This is a genomic window from Streptomyces sp. NPDC104309 (assembly GCF_055584025.1).
On sequence record NZ_JBVJMV010000071.1, the window covers coordinates 1 to 25,155 of the forward strand.

20 protein-coding genes and 3 pseudogenes are annotated in these 25,155 nt (G+C 66.3%); 11 read left to right on the forward strand and 12 right to left on the reverse strand.

Annotated elements, in window-relative coordinates; translation table 11 throughout:
- Positions 1-140 (forward strand): annotated as a pseudogene (locus ACZ68L_RS43410) (IS110 family transposase); the annotation flags it as partial.
- A gap of 24 nt (positions 141-164) precedes the next feature.
- On the opposite strand, the pseudogene ACZ68L_RS43415 reads toward ACZ68L_RS43410, so the two are convergent.
- A pseudogene (locus tag ACZ68L_RS43415) lies at positions 165-1,272 on the reverse strand (transposase); the annotation flags it as partial.
- A gap of 410 nt (positions 1,273-1,682) precedes the next feature.
- Between ACZ68L_RS43415 and ACZ68L_RS43420 the strand changes: the two are divergent.
- From ACZ68L_RS43420 to ACZ68L_RS43435, 4 genes are all read left to right on the forward strand, one after another.
- The gene (locus tag ACZ68L_RS43420; protein WP_469589572.1) at positions 1,683-2,099 is read left to right on the forward strand and encodes a hypothetical protein; all 417 of its coding nucleotides are present in this window, start codon (positions 1,683-1,685) and stop codon (positions 2,097-2,099) included.
- 461 nt (positions 2,100-2,560) lie between these two features.
- Positions 2,561-3,136, forward strand: coding sequence for an RNA polymerase sigma factor (locus ACZ68L_RS43425; protein WP_469589575.1), 576 nt, complete (start codon positions 2,561-2,563; stop codon positions 3,134-3,136).
- The gene (locus ACZ68L_RS43430; RefSeq protein WP_469589576.1) at positions 3,133-4,086 is read left to right on the forward strand and encodes a hypothetical protein; all 954 of its coding nucleotides are present in this window, start codon (positions 3,133-3,135) and stop codon (positions 4,084-4,086) included. The genes ACZ68L_RS43425 and ACZ68L_RS43430 overlap by 4 nt, the downstream gene beginning before the upstream one ends.
- Positions 4,087-4,715: 629 nt before the next feature.
- The gene (locus tag ACZ68L_RS43435) at positions 4,716-5,021 is read left to right on the forward strand and encodes a peptidase inhibitor family I36 protein (RefSeq protein ID WP_469589579.1); all 306 of its coding nucleotides are present in this window, start codon (positions 4,716-4,718) and stop codon (positions 5,019-5,021) included.
- Between the two features lie 150 nt (positions 5,022-5,171).
- Here ACZ68L_RS43435 and ACZ68L_RS43440 read toward each other — a convergent pair whose 3' ends face one another.
- The gene (locus ACZ68L_RS43440; RefSeq protein ID WP_469589582.1) at positions 5,172-5,363 is read right to left on the reverse strand and encodes a hypothetical protein; all 192 of its coding nucleotides are present in this window, start codon (positions 5,361-5,363) and stop codon (positions 5,172-5,174) included.
- Between the two features lie 234 nt (positions 5,364-5,597).
- Between ACZ68L_RS43440 and ACZ68L_RS43445 the strand changes: the two genes are divergently transcribed.
- Positions 5,598-5,807 carry a DUF6207 family protein gene (locus ACZ68L_RS43445; RefSeq protein ID WP_469589584.1) on the forward strand — a complete coding sequence of 70 codons (210 nt, stop codon included), beginning with the start codon at positions 5,598-5,600 and terminating at the stop codon, positions 5,805-5,807.
- 382 nt (positions 5,808-6,189) lie between these two features.
- Here ACZ68L_RS43445 and ACZ68L_RS43450 read toward each other — a convergent pair whose 3' ends face one another.
- The 3 genes from ACZ68L_RS43450 to ACZ68L_RS43460 all read right to left on the reverse strand — a co-directional run bounded on the left by ACZ68L_RS43450 (position 6,190) and on the right by ACZ68L_RS43460 (position 7,335).
- The gene (locus ACZ68L_RS43450) at positions 6,190-6,504 is read right to left on the reverse strand and encodes a hypothetical protein (RefSeq protein WP_469589586.1); all 315 of its coding nucleotides are present in this window, start codon (positions 6,502-6,504) and stop codon (positions 6,190-6,192) included.
- A gap of 50 nt (positions 6,505-6,554) precedes the next feature.
- Positions 6,555-6,734 (reverse strand): hypothetical protein, encoded by a 180-nt coding sequence (locus ACZ68L_RS43455; RefSeq protein WP_469589589.1) that lies wholly within the window; start codon positions 6,732-6,734, stop codon positions 6,555-6,557.
- 82 nt (positions 6,735-6,816) lie between these two features.
- Positions 6,817-7,335, reverse strand: a complete 519-nt coding sequence (locus ACZ68L_RS43460; RefSeq protein ID WP_469589616.1) for a hypothetical protein — start codon at positions 7,333-7,335, stop codon at positions 6,817-6,819.
- A 339-nt stretch (positions 7,336-7,674) separates the two neighbouring features.
- Here ACZ68L_RS43460 and ACZ68L_RS43465 point away from each other — a divergent pair, with 339 nt between their 5' ends.
- Positions 7,675-7,944 (forward strand): DUF6207 family protein, encoded by a 270-nt coding sequence (locus tag ACZ68L_RS43465; RefSeq protein WP_469589592.1) that lies wholly within the window; start codon positions 7,675-7,677, stop codon positions 7,942-7,944.
- Between the two features lie 825 nt (positions 7,945-8,769).
- Positions 8,770-9,090 carry an ankyrin repeat domain-containing protein gene (locus tag ACZ68L_RS43470; protein ID WP_327276791.1) on the forward strand — a complete coding sequence of 107 codons (321 nt, stop codon included), beginning with the start codon at positions 8,770-8,772 and terminating at the stop codon, positions 9,088-9,090.
- A 133-nt stretch (positions 9,091-9,223) separates the two neighbouring features.
- On the opposite strand, the gene ACZ68L_RS43475 is transcribed toward ACZ68L_RS43470, so the two are convergent.
- The 3 genes from ACZ68L_RS43475 to ACZ68L_RS43485 all read right to left on the reverse strand — a co-directional run bounded on the left by ACZ68L_RS43475 (position 9,224) and on the right by ACZ68L_RS43485 (position 20,619).
- Positions 9,224-15,649, reverse strand: coding sequence for an RHS repeat-associated core domain-containing protein (locus ACZ68L_RS43475; RefSeq protein WP_469589595.1), 6,426 nt, complete (start codon positions 15,647-15,649; stop codon positions 9,224-9,226).
- 321 nt (positions 15,650-15,970) lie between these two features.
- Positions 15,971-19,474, reverse strand: coding sequence for a laminin G domain-containing protein (locus tag ACZ68L_RS43480; RefSeq protein WP_469589598.1), 3,504 nt, complete (start codon positions 19,472-19,474; stop codon positions 15,971-15,973).
- 785 nt (positions 19,475-20,259) lie between these two features.
- On the reverse strand, positions 20,260-20,619 hold the full coding sequence (locus tag ACZ68L_RS43485; protein ID WP_469589601.1) for a hypothetical protein: 360 nt from the start codon (positions 20,617-20,619) through the stop codon (positions 20,260-20,262).
- Positions 20,620-20,835: 216 nt separating this feature from the next.
- Between ACZ68L_RS43485 and ACZ68L_RS43490 the strand changes: the two genes are divergently transcribed.
- Together ACZ68L_RS43490 and ACZ68L_RS43495 are read left to right on the forward strand one after the other, a co-directional pair.
- Positions 20,836-21,285 (forward strand): hypothetical protein, encoded by a 450-nt coding sequence (locus ACZ68L_RS43490; RefSeq protein WP_469589619.1) that lies wholly within the window; start codon positions 20,836-20,838, stop codon positions 21,283-21,285.
- A 235-nt stretch (positions 21,286-21,520) separates the two neighbouring features.
- Positions 21,521-21,766 carry a hypothetical protein gene (locus ACZ68L_RS43495; protein WP_469589603.1) on the forward strand — a complete coding sequence of 82 codons (246 nt, stop codon included), beginning with the start codon at positions 21,521-21,523 and terminating at the stop codon, positions 21,764-21,766.
- A 108-nt stretch (positions 21,767-21,874) separates the two neighbouring features.
- On the opposite strand, the gene ACZ68L_RS43500 is transcribed toward ACZ68L_RS43495, so the two are convergent.
- The 4 genes from ACZ68L_RS43500 to ACZ68L_RS43515 all read right to left on the reverse strand — a co-directional run bounded on the left by ACZ68L_RS43500 (position 21,875) and on the right by ACZ68L_RS43515 (position 24,108).
- On the reverse strand, positions 21,875-22,144 hold the full coding sequence (locus tag ACZ68L_RS43500; protein WP_469589606.1) for a hypothetical protein: 270 nt from the start codon (positions 22,142-22,144) through the stop codon (positions 21,875-21,877).
- A 618-nt stretch (positions 22,145-22,762) separates the two neighbouring features.
- The gene (locus ACZ68L_RS43505; RefSeq protein ID WP_469589609.1) at positions 22,763-23,278 is read right to left on the reverse strand and encodes a hypothetical protein; all 516 of its coding nucleotides are present in this window, start codon (positions 23,276-23,278) and stop codon (positions 22,763-22,765) included.
- 19 nt (positions 23,279-23,297) lie between these two features.
- Positions 23,298-23,660: a NucA/NucB deoxyribonuclease domain-containing protein gene (locus ACZ68L_RS43510; RefSeq protein ID WP_469589611.1), complete on the reverse strand. Its 363-nt coding sequence runs from the start codon at positions 23,658-23,660 to the stop codon at positions 23,298-23,300.
- Between the two features lie 151 nt (positions 23,661-23,811).
- Positions 23,812-24,108, reverse strand: a complete 297-nt coding sequence (locus ACZ68L_RS43515; protein ID WP_469589614.1) for an IS3 family transposase — start codon at positions 24,106-24,108, stop codon at positions 23,812-23,814.
- Between the two features lie 78 nt (positions 24,109-24,186).
- Between ACZ68L_RS43515 and ACZ68L_RS43520 the strand changes: the two are divergent.
- Positions 24,187-25,065: pseudogene (locus tag ACZ68L_RS43520) on the forward strand (transposase); the annotation flags it as partial.
- Positions 25,066-25,155 lie beyond the last annotated feature (90 nt).

The window sequence follows — 25,155 nt, forward strand, 5'->3', positions numbered from 1 at the left end:
ACCAACGCAAGCGAGACGAGGGGAAGGGTCACAAGCAAGCAGTGCTCTCTCTCGCACGCCGTCGGGCCAACGTTCTCTGGGCCATGCTCCGCGACGGAGCGTGCTACCAGCCCGCACCATCAGTCACGCTGGCGGCTTGACATCCCTATTGGGAAGTTCTTTGTCTACCAGGACCGACCGGGTCTGCCGATGGCCTTGAGGGTCTCGGGGCGTTTGACGGTTTTGCCGACGTCATAGCGGGTGGCGGGCCGCCGGTTCTTCGAGCCGAGGGGCTGTCCAGGGCCGGTTCCGGTCCGTTGAGGAACACGGGCCGGGCAGAGCAGGTGCGCGCGGATGTTCCTGAACCTGCGGCGGACCCGGGCCGGGGTGAGGCGTTCGGGCCTGGCCGGCTTCTCCCATGGCCGGCGGAGATCGGTGGCCAGTGGCCGGGCCAGGCGAAGCTGGGCGTGGGCGACGACCAGGAGCCAGGTCCAGCGGTCCGCTGCTTCGGGAGTACGGACTTTCGGCGTGGTCCAGCCGAGCTTCTGCTTTCCGAAACGGAATGTGTGCTCCAGGTCGAATCTCCTGAGGAACACATTCCACCACAGGTCCACGTCCGCCGGGGCGGCGTCGGTCTTGGAGGACCACAACCACAGCGGCGGGGCGTCTCGTTGTTTCGGGAGGTGCTCGACTTTCAACCGGACCAGGGCGCCTTCGACGATGGGGAGTTCACCGTCGTGCTCCAGCCAGACCGAGCGGTGGGTCAGTCTCGGGTGGACCCGGTCCCACGCCTGGGCTTCGGCTTTGCCGTAGTTCACCGTGTCGGTGGCCGTGGTGATCGCCGATTCGGGCCAGGTCTCGGGTTTGGCGAAGCGGAACTCCGGTCCGTGCTTGGGCGGTCGGCCATTGATGCCACGCATTCTCGGCGGTTTCGGCAGACGCATCACCCGGTCACTGCGGATTCGCCCGACCAGCTCGACGGGTAGGTCCCGCAGCACCCAGGCCAGACGGGTCACGTCGTAGCCAGCGTCCATGACGATCGTGATGTTCGGGTCCCCAGGCGTCCACTGGCCGGCCGCGACAAGCCGCTCGACCACGGCCCTGAGCTGGGCGGCAAGTGACCGCGGTCGCGTCGTCCTTGGGCCCGAGCCGGACCACGTCCAGGATCCCGGTCCACGATGTGGCACCGGGCTCCAGGGCGGCGACGAAGGAGTACGGCCAGCCCGGGATGAACTGCGAGGCGGACTTCGCCCGCCCATAGACGTGACAGAACAGCCGGTCCGCCGAGCACGGGGGCGGCCGGCTCTGGCGGCTCGCCGACACCTGCGCCGCCTGCGCAGCAGCGACTGTCCACGCCGCGGTCGTGCCCGACACTGTCCTCGCCACGGCCTCTCCGGCAGAGTCGGTGAAACGAATCCGGCAAAGGCCGTGCAGGAGGACGCCACACGGACCCTCGAAGCAGGTGCGCGTGCGGGAGATGCTCAGCTATCTGGCCACTGCTCTTCCCGCCCGGACCAGTGCAGCTGCTCGCCTGCTGGCCCTCCAGTGCCCCCTGCGTTCCACCGTCGCCGGGGAGGTGAACATCCCCGCCGGCTTGATCCGCGGTATGCGGCTTCCCTCGGAGCCATCTGCGTTCACCGAACTGGAAGCCGCCGGCTGGCTGCGCTCCCCCACTCGACCGATCGCAGCACGCAGGCTTCTCCGTGGAGCTCACCGCTGTGCGGATGCAGGCGCCGGCTCGCGCAGACCGCGCCCGGACGGCCAACTGGATTCTGCGCGCCTGCCAGATGGGCGAGATTCGCCAACTCGGCACATCGCCGCGTCTGCTGGCACTGGCACTGGCACTGGCCGCGCCCCTCCCAGACGAAACGGGCGCGCCAGCAGCTGCTGAGCAGGAAGTCCTCGCACGCACGTGCGGCCTCCCGCCTCAAGAGCTCATCCCCTTGCTCGACATACTTGTCGCCACGCGCTTCCTGCGCTCCTGGGCGCACGGCGCTCTCCCCGAAGACCTGCACTGGGAGCTCGCCCGGCACAACCACCTCACCGGCAACTACTCAGGCCTTGAGTCTGACCGTATGACCTCACGCACCGGCCAGGCTGAAGACGCTGGTGCAGAGTGATTCCCACAGTCTTCCGCTCGACCGGCAGACGGACGGACTTGGCTCTACTCCTTCCAGGACCGGTTACCTGCACAGCCTGACCGAGGACTCTGCGACGTGGTGTCCCTTTCCTGCCTGGGCCCGGCCAGTGCTCGGGCGCTGGCCGGGCCCGGGCTGAGAATTCTCAGCCCGGGATGTCACAGTCCGGTCTGCCGACAGCACTAGTTAGCGTGGCGCCCGTCCGGGCGCTACCAATGCTCGAAGAGGCGGGAGCGCAAGGGTGGATCCGGTGTTGATCACGAGCGTAGCGATCGTGTTTCCGGGGGCTGTGAGCAGTACCCTGCGGTTCGCTCGAAAGCGGCTGAAGCATGAAGTAGGGCTTCATGTGTCCAGGCTGCTCGCCGAGCACGCTCAGAACAGCCTGTCTTCACCCTCGACAGGCTGTGGCTCCGGCTGCCTGGCGGAGGTCGGGGTGAGCCGTCATGGAGGACGCGGCCGAGGCTGAACTTCGGGTGAGTGATCCGCTTGACCGGTTCGCCCCAGTAGACCTGCAGGGGAGAGATCTTGCCGAGGATCTTCACCATGCCGAGTTTCCGGGCCTTGTGCGCTTCCTGCTGCTGCACGGGGCGTCCTGGAGCGAGGCACAGGACGCCGCGCAGGATGCCTTCACGCAGATGTGCCGGCCGGGGACGAGCATTCGCTACCCCAAGGCGTGGCTGCGCACGGTGGCCTGGCGCTCCTGGTTACGTCAGCAGGTTCGGGAAGAGCCTTGCGAGGAGGTTCCGGACCGGCCGACTGCACATTGGGATTCGCCCGCGCATGCTGTGGAACTCGGCGTGGAAGAACGGCGTGTGATCGAGATGCTGCTGTTGTTGCCGTCCAAGCAACGTGCGGCGCTGGCCTGGACTCTGGACGGATTCACCACACAGGAGAGCGCCGATGCGATGGGTATCTCGCCCGAGGCCGCCCGGCAGAACCTCTCCCGGGCGCGGGCGACTCTCAAAGCCCGGCTGGGACTCGAAGGACTGGGCTACGAGAGTGCAGAGGAGGAGCGATGAACCGCGACCGGGCATCCGAACAGCTTGAGACTTTGCTGGCACGAGCACACGAGCAGCTGGGGATCGCCGTCTACGACGGCCTGATGAGCGACGGCGGGCCGCCGGAACTGCGGGACCCTGATCAGACGCTGGGGCGGCTGCTCGCTGCGGCCCATCGCCAGACTGGGGATGCGGTTGTGGGGCGTCTGGCCCGTACGGGACGCAGAGCGCCTCGCGAGCGTGCCGTAGCTGACCGGGAGAGGTCTTCCGAGGGACTCTTGATGCGGCGCCCTGCGTTCGTGCGGCTCAAGTACCGCGAGCAGGCCTTGAACTGTGCGCGGCGGTACTGGCCCCTGGATGCCGTTCGGGTCATCCGGGATGCGGTGGACACCGTGCAGCAACTCATCGCCGATCTGGAGGAAGAAATACTTCCGGACACCGCTCGGGACCAGCTCCTGCGGGTAAGCAGCGGCATGGGCCACGTGCTTGCCCTTCCGCAGCCGGCACAGGCTCCCCAACCTGCTCTGGGCGGGTTCGACTACATGGAAGAAGTGGAGGACTTCCTGGCAACGTGCACGTGGCGGCTCGTGGCAGAGGCCCGCCGCTCCAAGCAGTTGCTCGACAACGAGCTGCTTCTTCATTTCCGCTGGACGGACATGTCATGGCTCGGCGCGCTCGAGGTTTCGCAGGACCTGGCCGACGACCTCGACCTGGCCTACCGGGAGGCGCTGGCACTGTCTACGGCAGTGACAGCCGTAGAAGAAGCGAGCACCGACTTCCGGGGGGCCGACCTTCAATCGGTTGACCTGGACGGAGTCGATCTAGAAGGCATCCGGTGGGACACAACGACCAGCTGGCCCCCGCAATGGAATGAACGTATCTGGAGGGCATCACTGGCCGCCGGCACGGGACACGGGGAGCTGATCGTCGGCGCGGAACCCCGCGACAGCACCGTCCCGGTGGACATCTGAGAAGACACACCCGGCGACTGAACGAAGCAGGGCCGGTGAATGCCCAGAATCCCAGGGCAGCAGACAGTGCTGCGGGGAAAGAAGGATCGACGTGGATTTCGCGCGCGGAGACTTGATCTCGTCACTTCTCGTGAGACGGCTGTCTTCCGTCATGGACTGATAACACTCAGCCCCTGGGCCCCGACGATTGGGCGGGATTGAAACCCTGGCTCGAAGGGATGCCAGTACAGCACCAGCGGAGCGGGAGCGCCGAAGAGGGCTCGCCGAAGTCGACGCACGGACACGGAGGTCGCCAGCTGGTCGGGGCTGATGAACTCTCATGATTCCAGCTCGCAGCGCCTGCATGACAGGTAGTCATGCGTGCGGACCGTCGCACCGCCGCCGAGCGTAGTGTGCTGGTGGACCTGTGCAGCTGACCGGGCATCGCCCAGACGCACGTCGACCTACGGAAAGTCAACACGGGGCGCACCTCTTTCATCCTGAAGGCGATAGGCGTACCTGCGGCCGCCCGGGATCATCGGAGCTGACATCGCCAACTGGCCCCTGGAGGCTTCGTGTCCGTGCCGTCTCTTCTCCGCAAAGCTACCCTCGCCGCGGCCGCACTCGTGTTGGCCGCCTCTCCGTCAGCCGTGGCAGCACCCAAGTCGAAGGCGGCCGAACCCTGCTACGTGGAGCACTTCTGCCTGTGGGGACGAGGGCAGTACGAAGGGCCGATGGCGTCCTACACCAAGGGCAGCCGGAACGTGGCCGAGCAGGGCCTCAGGCGGGGCGGCTGGTCTGTCTGGAACCGGACCAGCGAGACATGGTGCCTGTGGTACAAAACCGGCTACGCAGGCGCCGTCGCAGAAGTGGTGAAGCCGGGCCGGAAGGTGTCGACGACCTTCCACCCGTACAAGTCGCTCCTGCCGAGCAGAGACTTCCGGTGTCGCCGTTGACTTCCGCTCCCCGGGCATCGCACCAGCCCGAGCACGGCCGCCGATCGCGTGGGCGGGCAGCGCACCCGACGACTGGTGAGCGCACCAGGTGCCGCCCTCGACCCGGAGTCGGGTACGGCGTGACGTCGGCGAGACCGGTCCTCGGGCGCGCTATGCGTCGCAGGGGACCGGTCCCGCCTCCGACTCATTCGGCTGGCCTGGGCGGGTGGACCAGCACCCCGCCCACGACGAGCACGCAGCGCGTGCCCGGGGCAACTGCTCGATCGCCCCGAGGTTCTCGGCCCGGCCGGTCCGGAGCACCCGCTGGAGATGGTCCTCGCCGTACAGGAGCAGGGCGGTCATAGTCGATGTCTAACAAAAGAGTCATGGGGCACGGTAGAAGGTCGGCCCAAGGAGGGCGTGGCTTCCCGGATACCCGCCCGCGGAGCGTCTCCCGGGCGCTACCCCGCCCTGTTCCTGACAGCACGAGAACGTCCAACCAGGCGACACCCGCAGCCGACGGGCCCGGTTCCACTCGTGCGAGTGGAACCGGGCCCGTCGGCGAACCGCGACGCCGGCGGAACCGTCGCAGTACTCGTGAAGCCCATCGACACACAGCACATCTCGAAACCCGGCCTGGTGGTACTGGACATCACCGGTGGGGAAGAGGACACCGTCCGTGCGGTCATGACCGCACTGGAGGAACACTGGGCGACCTCGGGCATCAGCCCGGTACGACGGGAGCCCGGCGCACCAGGCGTCCGGGCCCGGGTGTACGCCGACATCCTGCGCCCGGGACAGCAGTAGTCGCAAAGAAGGCTCGGGCCCGGGAAACCCAGCCGCAGATTCAGCCGCCGCTCGGCGCAGCTTTCTCCGGGAAGCGCGGCCTCCAGCCGGTCCAGGCGCGTGTAGGGCGCCCGTACGAGGCGGGCACGGTCCTGGGCACAGCGGGCGGTCCCCGGACCGGTGCGTCCAGGCAGTTGTCGGCTTCGCGGAGGACAACTTCGGCAAGAGCGCCGCGACCGTCGCCTGTGGGCAGGGCGGCGGCGTGGCGGCGGATATCGGCGGCGACCGCGCGGGCGTACCCAGCAACAGGATTTTCGCCCCTTTTGGTCGGGTATGAACGGCAGGGTCGGACAGGGGGATTCCTGTCCGGCCCTGCTCGTGAATCCATGTAACCGACGCGGCCTCAGCAGTCGCCGACCCGGGAGGCTCCACGGACATCAGTCGTCCAACCGAGCCCGGTGTCGGAGCCAGCCTTCACACAGATCTTTTCGTCGGGCCAGAAGATTTTGTCGATGTTGATCTTTTCGCTGGTCGTGATGCAGTTGCGCCAGTACCGGTACTGCTGGTCCAGGATCTGGTGGGTGTGGTTTCCACAGGGGGCGGTCGCCTGCGGGGTGGAGAGCGTCGGCGTAGCGCCCGCCGGGGAGGTCACGCTGAGGGCCAGGACGAGTGCCGCAGCGCCGATTCCCAGACATCGTGCGATGTGTAGTGGTTTCATTCCGCTGTCCTTCCAGTTCGTGCAGGACGGGCCGTCACCGGGCACGGCGTCTACGCGAGCGCTGCGCAGGGCGGTTGCTTGAGCAGCAGGGCCGGCAGATGCTCATCTCGGTCCGTGGCGTCGGCCGCCCACTCCAGCTCATCGCGGGTCGGCGGGAAGAACAGACGCAGCTCGTGCGCGGTGATCAGCCGCTTGAACCGCGGATGCGCGGCCCGCTCGGTCGAAGTCACGACCCAGCCCAGGCCCGGACGACAACAACACCAACGAAGCTGAGCCGAACGGGTCACTGCGGAGCGGGCAGGCGGGGGCGTTTCAGGTGAGGTGGAGGTTCTTCAGTGCGGTGGTCCAGTCGTTCGCGACGGCGTTCTGTGCGGCGTCGAGCGTCACTTTCCCCGAGCAGAGCGCCGTGTGGATCCTGGACTCGACCGTGTCTTTCGGGTTGGCCGTTCCCGTGCCGGGCTTGTGCCCCGGGGAGGGGGGCTCAACCCACAGGTTCCGTGGGTCGTTGGGGTCCCCGCCGAAGGACAGCGACAGGAAGTGGTCGTACTCCGCGTCGGACAGCGGCCCGGTATAGCCGTAGGACCTGGCGTTCGCCGCTTTCTCCTGCCCGGTGACCGAGACAGGCGGGCGGATCGTGGACGTGTAGCCTCCCGGCCTGCACACCGTCTGCTGCAGTGTCGCCTGGGTGACCGCCGGATTCCGGGCACCGGGCGTGCACTTGGGATCCGGCAGCGGCTGCTTGTCCGCCATGTACCTGTAGTGGCACGAGCCCGGCGCCGGCTGCGGCTGCACCGTGTACGTCTTCTGCGGCCCCGCCCCCACCGCGATCATCTCCAGCACGCCCTCCTCCCCGGCCGGGTCAGAAGCCCGGACCCGCTCCGAGGACACGCTCGACGGCTTCGCGTCACTGCTCGACGGGCTACTTGAACATCCCGCACCGGCCGCCGCGAGCACCAACGCAGCAGCGACAAGACGACGAACGGCCACAGAAACCTCCTGAAAGCGCCGACAACGCCATCAACTGCTACCCCTCCGCCCTGGCACACAGTCACATACATTCGGCCGACCGCCCGTACGAAGGAAGCCAACCGCCCGCAGGTTCGAAACCTGTACTCGGCAGCACGAGAACGTCCAGTCAGGCGACGCCCACGGCCGGGTGCGATTACACCCATGCGAGTGGAACCGCACCTGCTGGCGAACCATCCCGGCTCCGCCACCGTCACGGTGGTCATGGAACCGATCGACGAACAGCACATCGCGAAAACCGGACTTGTGGTGCTGGACATCACCGGCGGGGACGAGGACACCGTCCGCACGGTCATGGCCGGGCTGGAAGAGCGCTGGGCGACCTCGGGCATCGCTCCAGTTCGCCGGGACCCCGGCGAACCAGGCGTCCGCGCCCGGGTCTACGCCGACGTCCTGCGCCCGGGACGGCAGTAACCGCGGAAGGGGTTCGGGGAGCCCGGCCACGGGGTTCAACCGCCCCTCGGCGCCGCCCTCTCCGGGGTGCGCGCGGTCCGGGGAAGCCCACACTGCTGCCGTACTCGTCCGTGCGGGCACCCCGGGGAAGGGCCACCCACCGCTGTCGGCCAAACTTCGATGTCACAGGACACGCACCACCCACCCAGGGGTGGGTGGTGGCAGAGGGCGGCGAGGCGGGCGATCAGTGGGCGGTGCGCGGCGTGGAGGGTCCAGCCAACCTTCTCGATGGCGGCCGGCACCGCCCGCTCAGCGCGCTGACCACGTTGACGGTGGCCTTGATGCCGGCAGAGGCTACGCCGGGCGTTTTGGATTTTAAGTCACTGGTATTGAGGCTAACGGTTCGGCCAGAAGTTGGATGTTCGCCTCGTGAAGGCGTCGACCTCGCCGTGATCAAGGAACTCCTCGGCCATACCCGCATCGGCGTGGCCGCCAGCGTTCGCTGCCCGGGCCACCACCGCGGACTGCACCGGGACCTCCTGCAACCCCTTCGGCCACATCGACATCCGCACCACCCTCACGGCCACACAGACGATCACACGCACCCTCCATCACCCCTGCATGGAATTACGCAGCTGACTCCGCTACGAAAGTCACCAAGCCCCGCCAGCCCAAAACTGTCGAGCTGGCCGCATGAACCCCGCACGGACGAAGCACCTCAAAAACGGCCGCGCAGGGTTGACGAAGAGCATAAGGGCACCCCGCCTGACCTGCACTGACGCGCCACCCCGCCTGCATTGAGGCTAGGATCAGAGCTTCAAACAGAAATTAGCACGAGGTGAAAGCATGGACATGACACCAGAAAGACTTGCACTTGAGCAGGATGACCTCGAAGGGCTAAGGAACCTTCTCGACTCCGGGGCCGATGTCCACCAAGAATGGAATGGGTTCACGCTCCTCCACTCCGCCGTGGATGGTGAGATCGATGGACATATTCAGACTGGTGAGCCGCTACACGTAGACGCAACGGCCCTCCTTCTGTCCAAGGGCGCCGATCCAATGCGACCCTCACATGGAGGGAAAGGGCTATCCGCCCACCACCTAGCCTTCGTATCAGGGCATTGGCTTGCGTTCGACCTGTTCGAAGCATGGATAAAAAGAGAATAATTAGTCACAGGTGCGATTTGCGCGCTCGAGCGGAGTACGAAATACCCGACAATGAGAGAGGATCGCGTGTCACCGCACCTATAACCATGAATAATCACGATGGCCCGCAGAAAATACTGCGGGCCACGCAATATCACCCCTCAGTCATCACAATCCGAATGCCTGGATAGTCTGCCTGAAATGATTTCATGACACCATTACATGAATCACACATATCCCGCTGCGTGTGCAAGCGAATGGTTCCGCCGACAGACTCACTCGGTGGGCCCAACTCATTGGCCAGATAATTGAATATCTTCTGTTCAGAATCGGAAGCCCTGCCAGTCGGAACATACCGCTGCGGGTATCCATTATGAACATCTCCGGGCGCGGGCACCATTCCTGCCCTTCTTTCGTTACCACTCATCGCGGCTAGAATCATCGGGTTTACACCTTCAACGTCAACGGTGGCGGCTGCCAGGTTTGCCGACTTCTTAAAGCGCCCAGTAGCCGCTAGGGAATCGACGACCTTTTTAGGGTCAATCCCTCTTATGTGACGGGCCAGATTCCAGGCATCCTGCAGTCGTTCGAACTGCTTCCCGAGCTTTCCGAAATCACCAAACGGAAGAAGCCCAACAATCCCCAACCCAGCACCGAGTTCATCTCCCGCATCGACGGATCGGCCAATGTCGTAAGCGTCGCACCCAAGGCCGAGGACGGGGATCCAACCACAGGCAGCGAGTGCAGCCTCCTGCAGAAGCTGCCCCGACTCCGCCTCCATGTAGACACCGCCATAGGGTCCCGGCTCGGGTGCTACCCCAGGCCTGGGCGCTGGCGTCGGACTCGATCCACTAGTGCTCGCGGTCCCCTTTGATTTGTCACCGCCGCCTCCGCCGCCACCGCTATGAGTGCCTCCCGACTTCCCCGGGGTGGGACTCGGTGCCGATGCAGGGCCCTTGTCGCGCCGCGGCTCGCTATGGCCTGTGCCGTCATCGATCCACATTCCAGTGGGGTCCGCGGAAGTCACAGGGGTGTTGTTGGCGTACGCGTAGCCGTTCAGGGATTGGTGCTGATCGAGAGCCAGTACGGGGTCGACGCTGATGAATTGGCCAGTGGCCGGGTCGTATTCGCGAGCCCCGATGTGGGTGAGCCCGGTGGTGGTGTCGGCGGGTTTACCCAGGAATGCCTTGTCGTCGGGCCAGGTCGTGGGCTTCGTTCCGCGGGTGGCCCCGAAGGGGGTGGTGTAGCGCTTGGTGACGTCCTGGGTGGTGGCGTCGGTGGCGATGCTGCTGGTGCCGTGGTGGTCGGCGGCGAGGAAGCTGAGCTTGCTGCCCGCGGTGCCGGCTGTTGCGGTGCGGACCGCGATGGTTTGGCCTGCTGCGCTGTAGTAGCGGGTGCCGGAGACCGTTTTGGTCGCGCCCTTGGTGGTGAGGCGTACTTCGGTGGCACCGAGGTAGAGGACGGTGTCGCCGTCGCCGGTTGCGCGGCGGATGAGGAGTTCGCCGTCGGCGTCGTAGAGGTAGGTGGCGCCCAGGGCGGGCTTGGTGCCGGCTGCTGGTTCGGTGGTGGAGGCGAGTTCGCCTTCGGTGTTCCAGTCCAGGGTCTGGGTGGCTTGGGTGCCGGGGCGTCCTGTGGTGTTGCCTGCCTTGTCGTAGGCGTACGTGGCGGCCTTGGCGCCCGTGGTCTTGACGAGCGGGTGGGGCTGGCCGGTCGGAGTCTTGTATCCGTACGTGGTGGTGGAGTCGCCCGTGGCCGCATGGGTTGTCTCGGTGTCGCGCTGGCCAGCGTTGTTATAGGTGTAGCTGGTCCAGTACGGGGCGGCGCCGTCGAGGTTGGCAGTGGTGCGGCCACCGGTTGCGCAGTCGGCGGTTTTGGGGGTCCAGGCTTCGGTCAGGCGCCGGTTGGCGTCGTAGGTGAAGCACTGGTTGTCGGCCTTGGTGGTGCCGCCGAGGGTGGTGGGATCGAAGATGGACTGGACGTTGCCGGCATCGTCCTGGGTGAAGTTGAGGTCTTGCAGCATGTACGGGTGGGTCTGGTCCGTGACATGGCTGCGGGTGAGGCGGCCGGTGCCTGCCTCGTACTTGTTGGTGATGTAGGTGTTCTTGGCGCCGGCGCCAAGGGTGAGCTGTTCGGCCTGGCCGAGGGCGGAGTAGGTGACGCCGAGGAGGTAGGTGTTGGTCCCGGAGAGTTCTGTGGTCAGGCCGACGGCGTTGTACTTGGGTTCGACGATCTCCGTGGGGAGTCCGGCGATGCCTGGCTCTTTTGTGTTGTTGATATTGCCGTCGAGTCGGTAGTCCGTGCCGAAGGTAATCGTGGGCGGCACCACCTTGCCGCTGACCAGGGAGTCGTCGGCCGGCAGTACAACGTCGGTGCTGGTGGCTCGGCCGAGGGTGTCATAGGCCGTGATCTGCTTGGTGTAGGCCTTGCCGGTGGTGCCGCCGACGTAGCGGGTGGAGGCGTCGGGCTTGCCCTTCAGGAGGCTGTCGTAGCTCCAGTGGGCGAGTTTGTTGGCGTCGGTCTTCGAGGTCTGCCACAGGTCGGTCTTGCGGCCGAGCTCGTCGTACCCGTACAGGAGGACGGCGTCGCGTGAGTCCTTTGTGTAGTCGATCTGGTCGAGGTCGGTGTAATCGGTGGTGGACGTGCCCTTGTCCGGGTCGGTCGTGCCGGTCTGGCGGCCGAAAAGGTCGTAGGTGTAGGTCCACTTGGCGTCGTCGATGCCGGTGATCTGTGACTGCTTGCCGTCGCGGGTGTAGTCGTACTTCACCCGCGTGTAGGCGGTGCCGGTCGTAGCGCCGTACGCGGTGTCGTTCGGCTCGGTGCCGGCGTAGGTGCGGGTCTCGGCGGTGCGGCCCAGGGCGTCGGTGATGGTGCGGGTGGCATTGCCGCCCTTGACGGCGGTGGTGGCGGTCGAGTCACCGGTGTAGCTGGTCGTGGTCGACCACCGGTCCTCACCGAATACGGTGAACGTGCTCGTTGTGGGCCGTGCTGCCTCGTCATACGTGGTCCGGGTCAGGGCCGGGGCGTGGGCGTAGGAGGCGCGGGCGTACTTGCCGTCCGGAGCGTTGAGGTTGTCGTAGATGTCGGCGTACGTCTCGTAGGCGAGGCCCCGTGAGTCGTAGCGGGTGTCGGTCAGGATGCGGCCGCCGAGGGGCGATGCGGTCTGGGTCTGGAGGGGGCGCAGGAGTGCGTCGGTGACGGCGTAGGTGGTCTGGTAGCTCTTGCCGTCGGCCTTGATGGTGGCGACCGAGGTCCAGGGCTGGCTGCCGCGGGCGAAGTTGTAGGCGTACTTCACCGTCGGGGTGTCGGTGCCCTTGGTGCGGTTGGGTGCCCAGGTGTCGGTGATCCGGCCGAGCGCGTCGTAGCTGCTCTCGGTCTTCTTGACGTTGGCGTCGAGGGTGCTGGTGACCGATCCGCGTGCCGGGTCGACGTAGGTGTACATCTTGTGGCTCTGCCCGTTGGAGGCGAGCTTGGGGGCGGCGACAACGGTGGAGGTGAGCGGGCCGGTGGCGGCGGGGTAGTACGTCGTGGTGGTGGCGTTGCCCTTGGCGTCCGTGACGCTGAGCGGGCGTCCGAGGGTGTCGTACGTGGTCTTGGTGACCGTCTGCCAGCCGCCGTTGAGGGCAGGGGTGCGGTCATTCGTGCCGATCGCGGTCGGGTATGCCTTGGCTCTGCCGGTCCAGGTCGCGAGGCCGCGGGTCGGTGTCTGCGAGGCGGACCAGCCGGTGGCGGCGGCGGCGTCGTAGACGGCAGCGGTGTCGGAGAGCACGTCGCCACGCGTTTTAACGTTTGCTGGCAGATTCAGCTTGTCGTCAGTGATCGTCGCACCGGCGGAGTCCAGGCAAGCGGACCCGACGACACGTGTCCGGGAGACGAGACCGGTGAGTCCCTTGTCGGGATTGCGGGCGTACCAGACGCGGGTGCAGGTTTCGTCCCCGGCTTTGGCCTGGTCGCCGATGGCTTCGGTCTGGGTGACCATGCCGTAGGTGGGGTCGTAGGTGTGCGCGGTGTAGCTGCGGCGCCAAGTGTTGCTGATGGGCAGGTAGGTGTAGGCGTAGGTACGGGCGGTGCGCACGAAGTACGCCTTGGTGTTGGCGTAGGACCGCTGCTGGCTGGCTGTCAGTTGGTTCCAGAAGTTGTTGACGGCGACGGTCACCGGCTGGGCGCCGTTGTAGGTGAGTTCCTCACGCAGGGATCCCGCGTACTGGTCGTAGTCGGTGGCGTCCGAAACATCCAGGCCTGCCACGTCGATGCCGGGGACGGCGGTGGAACGGGTGGTGCCGTCCATGCGTTTGTCGCTGTGCATGCCCTGCATGTACAGGCGGACGGTCTTGGACTGCGGGTGCCTGGTGTCGCCGGTGTAGGTGGTGACTTTCTGGTAGCCGCGCCAGCTGGACCAGGTACGTTCGTCTTCGGGCGTGAAGGGGTCGTTGTTGTAGTGCCAGCCGGGGCTCTCGTAGGTGTAGGAATTCTCCACGGCCTCGTTCTGGCCGGCCGGATCCGAGGTGGAGACGGAGATGACGTTGTATTTGTGGAACCAGTCCAGTTGCGGGTCGCCGCCGTTGGCGGGCCAGTACACGGGGTAGCAGGACAGGCTGTTGTCGTCCTCGGCCTTGGGCATCTTGCTGCCGCGGACGCACTCCGGTTCGGAGAGGGTGACCGTGGTGATGGCGCCGGTTTCGGTGGTGATGGTGTTGATGCGGGGGCGGGTCAGCGGAACGATTTTGTCGCTGTCGGACTCCACGCGGTTGGGCCGCATGTGGTAGTCGAACTCCACCGGCGGCACGGTGATGCTTCCGCCGTTCTTCCCGGTGCGCTGGAGCGTCTTGAGGGTCAGGGTCTTGTCGGACGGGTTGCCGATGTCCGCGCCGTCCAGGAACTGGTAGGTCAGGCTGTAGCTGTCGACCGGCTTGTACGCGTCGGGCTCGGCGGCCGTGGACCAGACGCTCGTGTCGATGCCGGTGAGCATTTTGCGGGTGAAGAAGGCAGGTCCGGTGGGCAGGCAGTCGGTCTCGTCGGCTGTGCAGATGGCGTCGAAGGGGACATCGGGCCAGTTTTTCGCGGTGCCCTCGGTCAGAGACGAGCAGTCCGCGGCGGTACAGCGTTCCTTGTAGGTGAATTTCACAGTGCCGGAGGGCTTGCCGGTGAACAGTGTGTCGGAGCGCTGGCCGTACTTGATCTCTTCGAGGTATCCGCCGCGGGTGTAGGCGGCGAGCTTGGTCTTGTCGCCGTTCTTGGCGTAGTGGTTCGTCTCCGCCTTGTACCAGTAGGTGGAGGCGTTGCCGTGGATGTCGGTGACGAGGTCGAGGTTCCAGCGCCATGCCTGTGTCTTGGCGCGGCCGGAGAAGCTGGTGTCGGAGGAGTATCCGGGTTCTCCGGAGTCGTCGCCGAAGACGGGGGCGGTCCAGACCGAGTTGGTGCGCTCGGTGCCGGCGCCGTCAAGTTTGTTCAGGCCGAAGGTGTAGGTGGTGCCGTCACCGGTGACGACCTTCCAGTACTCGCCCTTGCCGTCTCCCTTGCCATTGACGATGTCGTCGCCGTCGTCGCCGTTGTCGGCGCCGGTCTCGTGGGTGACTTGGGAGGCGTCGTCGTTCTTCAGGTGCCAGATGCCCTTGGCGTCGTCCTTGACGAGTTCGGTGGCCTTGCCGTTGAGGACGAGGGAGGCGTTCTCGTACTTCCAGCACTGGTCGAACTTGTCGGGCTGGACATCATCCTCACACGAGCCGTACTTGCGCTCGACGTAGGAGGAGGTGAGATCGAACCCTTCACCGAGCATGGAGCCCTGGTTGTTGGTGTTCGCGGTCCGCCCGTCGGTGCTGCCAGAGTCGTAGGACAGCGAGAGCGAGGGGGCGGGGCCCGCTGCTGCAGGCGGCACGCTGAACGGGTAGGACCAGGTGAACGCCCCGGACGAACCGCCCGCTTCCCAGCTGGAGGAGGCGGTCAGCGGGGTCGCCTTGTAGTCACCTGACCCGGATGCCGGAGCAGCGGCAACCGCCGTCACGGCGAAGACACCCGCTGCTGACGGTCCGCCCTTGGCCGCTGTCGCCTGCGGCACGGCGACCTGTGCGGAGACGGTCTGCTGCGTGGCGTCGTTTCGGGACTGGACGAGCGTCTGCGTACGGCACTTGGCCTTCTGCGGGCTGGTGAGCGCGCAGGCAGGCAGGGTGACCAGGCCGAGGCGGGAACCCCAGTGGCCGCCGATCGCATCGGCAAAGGTGGAGTAGTCGACGGTGATTCCGGCAGTACCAGGGGATTCAGCTGCGGCGGTGAACACGACGCCGGTGATACCCGCCCCGCGTGCTGCCTTCTGGTCGAGCACACTCACCGTGGCAATGCCGGCGGCAGCAGCGGCCGGTTTCCCGTTGCGTGCTGAGACCTTCTTGGGACGAGGTGCGGTGACGGAGACGGTGGCTGTCCCGCGCTTGCCGGATATCTTCTGTGTGCTGTGTGAAGCCTTCGGCCAGTGGGCGGCCCGCTCACTGCGTGCCTGAGCGGCCTGCTTGCTGTTGGTGGCTCTGTTCTTCGCCACCCGCTCTCGGGCCTCTTTCGCTCCGAGCGCGGAGACCGTCTTGACCTTGCTCACCCTGGGCGTTGGAACGTCCGGACGTCCCAGCGGATCCGCCGCAACAGCAAGGGGAGTGAGACCCGCTGGGATGGACAGTGCGAGAACCAGTGCTCCGACCAAGGGGATGCGGATCTTCCGGGCACCGGTTGCAGGTTGGCGTCTTGCGCCGCGCTTCAGGAACGCGGGGAAGGGTCTGGAAACGAACACGTCTTCTCTCCGGGAAAGGGGCCGGCCACCGGTAGGCGAAAGGCGGCGCTGGGGCGGAGCGGGATGGTGGGACCGCGGGGGCCGGCCGTGATGGTCGGCCCCAACGCGACCTGACAGGGCTGCCGGTCGGTGTCAGGTTCCGACGACGTCGTAGACCTGTGTGCCGTCGCTCATTGCTCCCGCCCAGAGACGAATGTCTCCGATCCGTCCGGGCAGGTAGTTACCCCAAGCCCCGAGGTATCCCTTGCCGGCGGAGAACTCACCGTTGCCGACCTGTGCGGTGTAGGCCATGGCGTCGTCTCCCTGGGGATCCGAGGTGAGGTAGAGCTGGATAGTCCTGTCCTGGGCGTTGTAGACACCGGTGAGGCGGACCTCGGAGTCGAGGACGGCTTCTTCCTTACTGACGACCGATGCTCCTGTGCCGTCGGCGGTCAGACGGCCGAAGTTCCACCGGCCGACCGGAACCGTCTTTGTCACGGGATTGCCGTTCTCGTCGAGGACCGGTTCGTCGTTCTCGTCGAGCTCGGGCTCCTGCCGGGTGCCGGTCTTTTCGAACCACAGGCTCCAGGAAGATCCAGTGGCCGTACGCTGGCCAAGGATCTGGGCCTTGTACTTGTCTGGCTTCGTCATGATCTTGGCGGCGTCGACGACTGCCTGTGTCGTCACCGTGAACGAGCCCGAGTCGTCCACCACGGGGCCCGGTGTGGTTCCGGCACCCGAGGTGCCGTTCAGTACCAGTTCATCGTCGACCAGCGAAGCGCCCGAGGAGAGAGATAGGGTGCCGTCGTAACCTGGTGCGCTGTTGGTCAGCGACGTGCCCGTGGCTTGAGCGGGGTTCCATGAGGCGACGAGTTCCGCGGAAGGCTTTCCGTACGCGTCGAGCAGCGTGCTCTCCTGCTTCACTTGTATTTCGGTCAGTGCCTCCTGCCACGCTGCTGCTTCATCGATGACGCCTGGGAAGTAGTCCGTGTATGTGCCCGACCAGTGAACGCGGCCGATCTGCAGAGGGCCGGTCGACGCCCATGGCGTCGTGAACTGTGTGGTGCCCTGCGGCTCACCGTTCACGTAGAGGCTGATCGTGTTGTCGGTGGCGTTGAAGACACCGGCCAGGTGGGTCCATACCTTGGGAACGGCCGGGTTCTTGGACGTGACCCGCTGGTAGGACCAAGTTCCGCCGGCGGGCGCGTCGTTGTCGGCCTCGCGGAAGGACCACTTCTTGGTGCTCTGCTCGTAGCCCAGCAGGAACGGACTGCGGTTCACGCCGTTCTGACCCATCACGGTGGCGTTGTGTGTGTCTGTGTTCAGGCGGACCCACGCAGACACGGTGTACGAGGCTCGGGTGTCGATGACGGGGCCGGCGGTCGCGGCGTAGCTGGTGGTGCCGTTGAGGCTGAGTCCGCTGTCCGCGACCCTCTCCGCGGGGGTGGTTTCCGTGGCCGGGGTGATCGTGATTTCGCCGCGGCGCCCTTGGCCGGTTCGGGTCGCGCCGCCGGTCAGGATGGCGTTGTCCTGGAGTTTGGGGTCGGTGGTGGAGGAATCGACCGCCTCGTTGCCCGTGTCGTGGAAGTTCCATCGTCCGACCGGGCCGTCACCCTCCTTGACCACGAACTCGACGGAGTTGGCGGCTCCTGGACCGTAGGTGTCCTTCGCTTCCACCTGCAGGATCATCGTGCCCGAGGTCGGAGGCACCGGTGCGATCGTCACGGTCGCCCCGGGCACGTAGGGCGACCACGCGGTGTCGGTGGACAGCTTGTAGCGGTAGGCGGTATTGACGTCCCCTGCTGCCGGGCCAAGGGTGAAGGATCCCGCCTGGCCGGGCTTGCCTCCCGGGACACAGTCGTTTGCCGTGCACAGGGTGTACGGGGCGGTCTTGTTGAACGCGATGGTCGGGGGCTTGGGCGCCTTGCTGTCGACCTTGAAGTAGCACCAGCCGGTTGTGGAGGCGTTCGACGGGCCGGACAGCCATTCGGAACCGTAGTACGACCGGGTCCAGGCCCGGTAGCGGTACAGCGTGTTCTCTTCCAACGCGGTGGAGGGCGAGTCGGTGGCCTTGAAGTTGTCGCCGACCGGGCTGGACGGAACCAGCATGTCTCCCATTGCCTTGGTCCAGGTCGTGCCGGTCTTCTTGTCCAGAGCCATAACGATCCGCAGACTGGCCCCTCGTTCTCCGCCTGATTCCGTCTGGGTCGTGGCGGTCAGCGCGGGAGTAGGGTCGGTGGCAATCGCCGGGGCAGACTCGTTGGTCGTGCACGTCTGGCTGGATCCCGTGACCAGGCCAATGGCGCTCGGCTTAGCGGGCTTGCCGACGTACTCGACGCTCAGGATCGCGTCGTCGTCGAACCGCTTCCAGGAGACGGTGTCTTTCTCGTCTTTAGCCATCAGCATCAGCGTCAGGCGCGAGATCTTGCCGTCGGCGAAGTTCCGGACGGTCGGCGTCAGATTCTCGTCCGGTTCTGCCACGTTGTCGTGGAACTTGATCGTAGCGCGTGGCTGGGAAGGGTCGCAGTTACTGCCACGGCCCGCGGACACGTTGCGGTCGCCCATCTGGTCCAGTTTCGTCGGGCCGGGCCACTTCGACGACGGCGAGATGTTGTTCGTGCGCTCCAGATCGACCCACCGCGCGTCGCAGGAGAACGACCACGTCTCCGTCACACGGAACGTGGCATCCAGAATGTGCTTCCCCTTCAGCTTGCCCGGGTCGAATTCGAAGTACATCCGGTTCACATAGCCGTTGCCGCAGTAGTACGAGACACCGCCGATCACTGCGGATCCACACTTGCCGACACTCATACCGTTGTCGCCGCCGGAGAAGTTCCAGAACACATCGCCGTCCGAGGACAGCACGGTGCGTTCCGACTCGTTGAGCTCGATCGACGGGTCGATGTACAGCGGGAAGTCCGCCTCGTCGGTGGCTGCCAGGAGCTCAGGGTCCGGCTTCACCGTCACTGTTTTGTCGGTAACAGCCAGGCCGAGAACAGAGGACGCGTCACCTGCTCCCGGGCCGGCCAGCGGGTCACCCTCCTCCACGGGGCCCGCAGGTACAACCTCGCCCGCATCCGCCTGAGCGGGTCCGGCAAGGTACAGCGAGCGCTGCGCAACGATCGGGGCGGCGTTGTCTCCCGCGGAGTTCCACATCCGTGCCGCAGGCGAACGGAACACCGGACGGCCATTGCCGTCCAAGGCGTCCACTCCGCCTCCGGCGCCGGCCTGGACCGTCAAATTCTCGGCGCCGAGCTGGTATTCGATGCGGTCCAGTGCAGGGTTCGCCGCAGCCTCGGGGGTCTTCACCTCCAGAACTTGACGGAAGCCCTCGACCGTCGCGGTGAGGACCAGGTCCACATCGGGCAGCACGTTCTCGTAGACCGCACGTGCGCCGTCAAGCCGTGGAGCGGGCAGGGTGCCAGGCCAACCCAGCGACACCGACTGCGTGCCCTCAGCGATCGTGACCAGCTTCGCCCCGGCACCGCCCGGCGAGAACGACAGGTCCACGGCTGCGGCCTTCGGACCGACCGAACCGTCGGATTTTTTCACCAGAGTCGCATCGGGGTCCACCCAGCCACCGCCCTGGGCGGCGACCCGCACCGGCGCGATCGACTTCTCCAGCGTGAACGTCGCCCCGTCAGGATTCGCGAACACCGTCTCCCGATCGGTGCGCTCCTCCACAACCTCTACACGTTCACCCGACGCCGCCGCAGCGGCCGAAGCCCTCGAATCCGGCGAGACCGACTCCCCCACAGCCTTACCAGAGGATCCGGGCACGGCCACGGCCTCCAAGGTCAGAGCAGGAATCGAACCCGCCACCATGGCCGCGACGGCCAGCGCACACACACTGTGACGCGCTCGACGCCACAACTCACCAGTCACAAATCCCGCCCCATTACCTACACAGCCTTCACAAAAGTCAGCCAAATATCTGGTCAAGACCAGGGCCGGTCAAGAGTGATCCGAGTCACAGGATGAGCGAGTTGCGATAGCGAAGGGACCGAGTCCGCCCGAAGAAGCCCGGTCGCTATGGGCGCACAAAAACAGACCATACGGTCTATATAACTGGGGAACTCTCACTCAAGCAGGGCGACTTGGCCCCTCAACACGCCTCCACCACCAGCAGGGACACCTCCCCATGTTCGTCAATGCGAATCAGACCCATCCCGTCTCCAGCCTCACCTGGCGGCACGCGCGAGCACCGCCTCACGGACAACCACAAGGCCAGGAACAGATGATCGGCAGACGCCGATCCCACTGAGTCCGGCAGGCCACATAGCGCTGTGTCATGAACAAACGTGGCGAGAGCAGTCATCGGCCCACCGCTCCGACAGGAACCACGTCCGTCCCCCAAGGCCGGGCCACGTAGCAGGACGCGGATCTGCGCTGGTGTCAGCAGTGCTCCGAGGAGCACCTTCACGCGGCCGCCTGCAAGGTGGTCAGCACAAGCAGGCCGCCCCGCGGCCTGCTTTGAGGGCGGCTATGAGGCCGTGCACATGCAGGACGCCAAGGATCTTGTCCCGGCCGTTCCTGGCGTGTGCCCGGATGAAGGTGATGAGAAGGGTGACATCGAAGTGCGGCAGCGGGCTGTGGCCGAGGCGGCCGGTGAAGTGGTCGACGACGGTGTACAGCAACGCCCGGCCCGCCGGGCCTGAGGCCCAGCACTGGTCGGGAGTGGGAGCCGAACCACCGGAGCGCTGGGCGCGGACGTGCCGGCGAGGGGGCCGTAGCCGGCCACCAAAGCGCACCGGCTGGGACTCGCGCTGGCCCTGGTGCTGCTGCGACTGCCCTTCCGGCACACTGTCCGCAGCGTTCGCTGGGCATGCCGGGCGGGCCGCCGGCCGCTCGCACCGGAGCGGGCCGGGGTGCTGGTCGAAGCGGGACCTGCTGGGTCGACGGAACCAACGGCGGCTGGATCGACCTCGCCGATTTCCTTGCCATGGCCGGGTTGCGACTGAGCCGGACGCCGAGGTGTGCGCCACATCGCCGAAGATCGACAGGAATGGCTGAGGACGATGGTCGCACACCCGAACAGCGACTACGCGATCACCGCGATGTACTCCGTGCCCGACGACGCCTGGTACCTGGAGCTGGACCTCGTCCGGAATCAACGGACCTTGGTGACCGCGGTCGTTCCCGACGAGGACCCGGCGCGGGAGCCGACGGTCTGTTTCGATCCCCACGGACGGCACCTGGATATTCCGTATGAGGTCATGCGCTGGTTCATGGACCGGGTCGAGGAGGAGATCCGCACGTCTCGCGCCTGGATGCAGCTGCGACCCGAGCTGGTCGAGGTCATCCACCGGCTGCGCCAGAAGTACCAGGACGCTGTCGATGATGAGGACTTTCCGCAAGTCCTAGCGCACGTGCGTGCTGTCGTCCCCGGGACGGATGTACATGCCGTTCTTGCAGCTGCCTTCGGACGGAATCCCGATGGCACCACTTACGGGCCCAAGGTTCTGTAGGGACTCCCTCGTCGTCGTGGAGCCGCCGTTCTCGGCGAGGCCGTGCTTGCACATGTCGGAGAGCGCGCCGGTGCGCGAGGCGGGCCGTGGCCTGACCTCATTGGCCGGGGCGTGCGGCATGTACCCCTCGTCTGGCCTCCGGATCACTCCCGGTCCGGGTTATCCACAGGCCGGAACGTAATCGGCAGTTCCTTCGTACGCTGCTGCCCGAGTCGATCACACAGGGGTGGGCGGGATGCGGTACGGCGTGGTGGTGGAGGAACTCGCGGTCGAGACCATGGCGCAGTTGCCAGACGACCGGGCCCGCCAGGAGGTGATGGCGCTCGTGGAGGTCGCGCGGATGGACCCACGGGCCTGGCCCGACGTGCGCGACCCTGGCTCCATGGAGGAGATCCGAGAGGCGTTCGGGCGGCGCTGCTGGATCCAGTACATGCCGCAGGACGGAGCGATCGAGGTCCGTGACATCGGATGGGCGGGCTGATCTCTTCCCGGTCCAGGTGCTGACTGGCGTGTCAATCACGCTGTTCCCTGTCGAGCTTCGGCGGGTTTTTCGTGGGGTGTCGGAGATCGGGACGGCCCGATCTCCAGGTCAGCGCCGGAGGGCGTAGTGAGTCAGGCGGGAGCGGGCGGCCTGTTCGCTGATCCCGAGCGCCTGGGCGACGGTGTCCCACTGCGGCCCGTCCGCGGTGTCGACGCTGAACGCGGCGTCAGTTGCCACACGGTCGGTGAGGCGCTGCAGGGCGGCGACGGCGCGGAGTGCGGCCAGTGGTTCGTCGGCGACCAAAGCAGTGAGGCGTTCTTCGGCCTGGTCGAGGAGGGCGGTGAGGTCCGCGGGCACGGGTACGGTGCGGGCTGTCACCTCGGTGATGTGGGTGTCCCAGTCGCCTTCCGGTCCGCTGGTGTCGGCCAGGTAGGGGCGCTGGCGTGCGGTCGACGGTCTCCCAGTCGAGGGGGTAGCGGGTGCTGCCGCGCCAGCCGCACGAGCACGCGCCGCGGAGCTCGGTGGCGAGCGGGGCGCCGAGCGTGCCGTCGTAGACCCACCAGTCAATGCTCCGGTGCACCGTTGGCCCGCTCCCGGCATCGAAGTACACCGGGCCCGGCTCCGTGCCATCGGCCAGCAGAACCCCGGGCCGGCCCTCATGCTCGCCGCCGAACTCCTCGGTCTCACACATACTCCGCCCCTCCCCCACCGGCCAGAAGGCCGATGACACGTCAAAGGCCAGCCGGGGCGGCGCCGCCCCGTTCATGGACCCGGCCGACTTACCCACGACCTTGCCCCAGCCCGGCCGGACCCGGTGGGCGAATACCCGAACCGGTGAATCACGGTTCCCCGGCATCGACGTCAGCCCGGCCGGGATGGGAGCTCAGCCGTGGCCTCCTGCTACATCTCCCGGCATAGCGTGGAACCTGCGGTATCTCTGGCCTTGGCCTTTCAGCGACGGGTCCGCCGATTTGCGGCGGCGGACCCGTTGTTCGCCTATAGCTGGCGCCATTCGTCGCCGACCTGGTCGGTCTGGCGGATGATTCGTTCTCCGGCCGCGGGAGCGGGCCACACCTGAAGCAGGTACACCTCGACCGGTTCTTCGTCCGGGCCGAGACTATCCTTGGCGCGCCCCTCGTCGCGGCCGCGGGCGTGGACACGCACGCGGTAGGTTCCCGGCCCGTGGGGGGCGAGGTCGGGCAGGTCTTCGGCTTCGCCGTCCTCCCAGGAGGTGACGAGAGCCGAGCCGTTTGTGGAGATGAACGACGTCTCCACCGCCTCGTCCCAGTCACCCTCGTGAAGCGGTGGCTCGGATGCGTGTGTGGTGGCGGTGACCTCGACCGGTCCGACGGTCAGTCCGGTCAGGATGCTGGCACCGTCCTCCTCGACGGCGATCAGCCCGTTGCCGACGTTCGCGATGTCCGGTGCCTGGTCGGTACCGAGGTCAGGATCGACGATGTAGAACTGACGGGCATACACCCACACACGGGTGGTCCCGCGTTGTTCCGGCATACCGGGAGCCTCCTCGGCGTCAGGAGATGGCAACCCAGAAGGCGTCGCCGTTCAGGATCCTATTGTCCTTGTACGCCTTGAGCAGGTACTTGGATCCGCCGGCGGTACTGTTCTGCTTCTCGTTGATCATCCGGCGGCTGAAGACACCGGTTGCTCCGCCTTCCTTGGTCGACGCGAAGGGGTACTCGTCGCAGCTCTTGCCCGGCGGGCGGTGCAGCTTACTCGGGCAGGCCTTCCCGCGGTTCTTGTCAATGAGCTTCTTGTCAGTGGTCCGGTGCAGGGGCTTGCCCACGCCGGGCAGCCCCGGATGCCCCTTCAGCTTGCGCTGCGCGTCCCAGACATTCTGCGCCGCTTCCTTGACGTTCTTGTCGGTGCGGGACATCGCGAAGGCAGGAACATACGCCGGGTGAACGCATCCGCCTGCCTTGGTCGTGATCCCCTTGACGGAGTCACAGCGCACGGTGGCGGCCTGCGCGAGGCTGCCGGTGGCTGGTGACCCGACTGAGGTTCCCCCGTCATGCGGGAGGTGCTGATCAGCTGGTCAGCAGGGATTGATGGGTGTTCAGATTCGTTGGTTCGGCCGTCGCCTGCTCGGCGGAGTGCTTCTCCTCGAACTCGATCGGGCTGAGGAAGCCGAGCCGTTCCTGGATGCGGCGGGGGTTATAGAAACCGTCGATGTATTCGAAGAGCGCGAGGTTGGCCTCGGCCCTCGTGGTGAAGGTGCGGCCGCGGATGCATTCGGTTTTGATGAGCATCCAGAGGTTCTCCGCGAGGGCGTTGTCGTACGAGTCCCCGACGGAACCCATGGACGCCTCGACTCCCGCTCGCATCAGCCGAGTTGTGAGCTTGATGGATGTGCAGGGTGGATTCAACTGGTCGTCGCAACACCTCGACCCTGGAGGTGTTGGATGGGCCGGCCAGCGGGATGGGCCGCACGGCTGACGGGGCGTTCGGCGATGCGGTCGCCGGGGCGGCCCCCGATCCGTCGGGAGGTGGAGCGGGCTTTCTGGGTGGAGATCGCCGAGGGGATGACCAGCGAGGCGGCAGCGGTCACGTGCGGCGTATCCCCGGTGGTGGGGTCCCGATGGTTCCGTGAGCGTGGCGGCATGCCGTCGATCCAGCTCACCTCGCCCTCGGACAGGTACCTGTCCTTCACGGAACGAGAAGAAATCGCGCTGCTCAACGCCCAGGCCGTGGGAGTGCGCGAGATCGCACGCCGCCTGGGCAGGGATCCGTCCACCATCTCGCGGGAGCTGCGGCGCAACGCGGCCACCCGCGGCGGGCAGCTCGACTACCGGGCCTCGATCGCGCAGTGGAAAGCGGAACTGGCGGCGCGACGTCCGAAGATGCCAAAGCTGGTGGCCGATGAACGGCTGCGTGAGTATGTGCAGGACCGGCTCGCCGGGGACGTCCGGCGTCCGGACGGAGGGCCGGTCACCGGGCCGAAGACGCCACGGTGGACGGGACGGAACAAGCCCCGCCGTCAGGATCGGCGGTGGGCGACTGCCTGGAGTCCGGAGCAGATCGCGGGCCGGCTCAGGGCCGACTTCCCCGATGATGACTCCATGCGCATCTCGCACGAGGCGATCTACCAGGCGCTTTACATCCAAGGACGCGGAGCCCTCAAGCGTGAGCTGGTCGGCTGTCTGCGTACCGGGCGTGCGCTGCGGGTTCCCCGTGCCCGAGCCCGACGGCGGGCGAGCGGGCACGTCACCCCTGAGGTGATGATCAGCCAACGACCGGCCGAGGCCGAGGACCGGGCAGTCCCGGGACACTGGGAAGGCGACCGTGCGACACGAAGCCGCACGAATTTGAGTGGACTGACCGATTGGAGAGGCAGTTGATGAAGCTGTAGGTGCAGTCACGGGTCCGTGTCC